At 71.7% G+C, this 2,509-nt stretch carries 2 protein-coding genes; both read right to left on the reverse strand.

What is annotated here, in order from left to right; all coding sequences use genetic code 11:
• A partial coding sequence (locus JNW89_RS34440) for an aspartate-semialdehyde dehydrogenase (RefSeq protein ID WP_238452215.1) occupies nt 1-1,033 on the reverse strand: 1,033 nt, incomplete at its 3' end.
• A gap of 5 nt (nt 1,034-1,038) precedes the next feature.
• Nucleotides 1,039-2,304, reverse strand: a complete 1,266-nt coding sequence (locus JNW89_RS34445) for an aspartate kinase (protein WP_238452216.1) — start codon at nt 2,302-2,304, stop codon at nt 1,039-1,041.
• Nucleotides 2,305-2,509: the final 205 nt, after the last annotated feature.

The following is a 2,509-nucleotide window of genomic DNA, read 5'->3' on the forward strand; positions in this document are numbered from 1 at the left end:
GTTCGGCGATCTGGGCGGTGTTCAGGGCGGCGCCCTTGCGGAGGTTGTCGCCGGTGACGAAGAGGTCGAGGGCGCGCGGGTCGTCCAGGGCGCGGCGGATCCGGCCGACCCAGGACGGGTCAGTGCCGACCGCGTCGATCGGCATCGGGAACTCGCCGGCGGCGGGGTCGTCGACCAGGATCACGCCGGGGGCGTTGCGCAGCGCCTCGCGGGCGCCCTCGGCGTCCACCTCGGTGGCGAAGACCGCGTGCACGGCCACCGAGTGGCCGGTCACCACCGGCACCCGTACGCAGGTCGCGGAGACCTTCAGGTCGGGCAGCCCGAGGATCTTGCGCGACTCGTTGCGGATCTTCATCTCCTCGGACGACCACCCGAAGTCGGCGAGCGACCCGGCCCACGGCACCACGTTGAGCGCCAGCGGCGCGGGGAACGGGCCGAGCTCGTCGCCGACCGCCTGGCGCACGTCGCCCGGGCGGGAGCCGAGCACCCGGTCCCCGGCGATCTTGCCGAGCTGGAGGTGCAGCGCGTCCACGCCGGCCTGACCCGCCCCCGACACCGCCTGGTACGAGGAGAGCACCAGCTCGCGCAGGCCGTACTCGCGGTGCAGCGGGGCGATCGCCACGATCATCGCGAGCGTGGTGCAGTTCGCGTTCGAGATGATCCCCTTGGGCCGGTTGCGTACCTGCTCGGGGTTGATCTCCGGGACCACCAGCGGCACGTCCCGGTCCATCCGGTACGCGCCGGAGTTGTCGACCACGACCGCCCCGCGGGCCACCGCGACCGGTGCCCACCGGACGCTGACGTCGTCCGGCACGTCGAACATGGCGACGTCGACGCCGTCGAACGCCTCCGGGGTGAGCGCGCCGACGGTCAGCTCCTCGCCCCGGCAGCGCACCTTGCGCCCGACGGAGCGTTCCGAGGCGAGCAGCCGGATCTCGCCCCAGACGTTGCGCCGGGAGGAGAGGATCTCGCACATCACGGTCCCGACGGCGCCGGTCGCCCCGACGACGGCGAGCGTGGGCTGCGCCGACACGGGCGCTACCGTCCCGTCCCCGCGTAGACCACGGCCTCGGAGTCGCCGCCGAGCTCGAACTGGTCGTGGATGGCCCGGACCGCCTTGTCGAGGTCGGTGTCCCGGCAGACCACGGAGACCCGGATCTCCGACGTGGAGATCATCTCGATGTTGACCCCGGCCGCGCCGAGCGCGGCGAAGAAGCCGGCCGCGACACCGGGGTGCGACCGCATGCCGGCGCCGATCAGCGACACCTTGCCGACGTGGTCGTCGTAGAGCAGGCCACGGAACTTGACGGCGTCCTGGATCTTGCTGAGCGCGGCCATCGCGGTGGGGCCGTCGGTCTTGGGCAGCGTGAACGAGATGTCCGTGCGACCGGTGCCCTCGGTGGAGACGTTCTGCACGATCATGTCGATGTTGATCTCGGCGCCGGCCACGGTGTCGAAGATCCTGGCGGCGGCACCCGGCTCGTCGGGCACGCCGACAATCGTGATCTTGGCTTCACTGCGGTCGTGGGCGACCCCGGTGATCAGTGCCTGTTCCACGGGAAGGTCCTCCATCGATCCGGTGACCATGGTGCCGGTGTTGGTCGAGTATGACGAACGGACGTGGATCGGCAACCCCGCACGCCGCGCGTACTCCACGCTGCGCAGGTGCAGCACCTTGGCGCCGCAGGCGGCCAGCTCCAGCATCTCCTCGTAGGTGATCTGCTTGATGTGCCGGGCGTTCGGCACGATCCGCGGGTCGGCGCTGAAGATGCCGTCCACGTCGGTGTAGATCTCGCAGACGTCGGCGCGCAGCGCGGCGGCGAGCGCCACGGCGGTGGTGTCCGAGCCACCCCGGCCCAGCGTGGTGACGTCCTTGGTGTCCTGCGAGACGCCCTGGAAGCCGGCGACGATCACCACCGCGCCCTCGTCGAGCGCGCCCTTGAGCCGGCCCGGGGTGACATCGATGATCCGCGCCCGCCCGTGCACCGAGGTGGTGATGACACCGGCCTGCGAGCCGGTGAAGGAGCGGGCCTCGTACCCCAGGTTGTGGATGGCCATCGCGAGCAATGCCATGGAGATCCGCTCGCCGGCGGTGAGCAGCATGTCCAGCTCGCGGCCCGGCGGCAGCGGGCTGACCTGGTTGGCCAGGTCGAGCAGCTCGTCCGTGGTGTCGCCCATCGCGGACACGACCACCACCACGTCGTCGCCGGCCTTGCGGGCGGCGACGATCCGCTCCGCCACCCGCTTGATGCGCTCGGCGTTGGCGACGGAGGACCCGCCGTACTTCTGCACCACGAGTGCCACGACGGTGCACTCCCTCCCAGCGACGACCCTGAGCGTGCCGACGCCGCCGGTCAAATGGTCCGGCGGCGCGTGTCAGACCTGTCCAGGGTATCGGGCGGTACACGAGGACGGGTCGGGTGATCCCACCATCCGGCGGAAGCGGCCGGTCGACGCGCTGCCCAGGGCGGTCGCCGCGCCGCCCGCCGACACGCCGGCCGCCGTCGGC

The organism is Micromonospora sp. 4G55 (assembly GCF_016803375.1).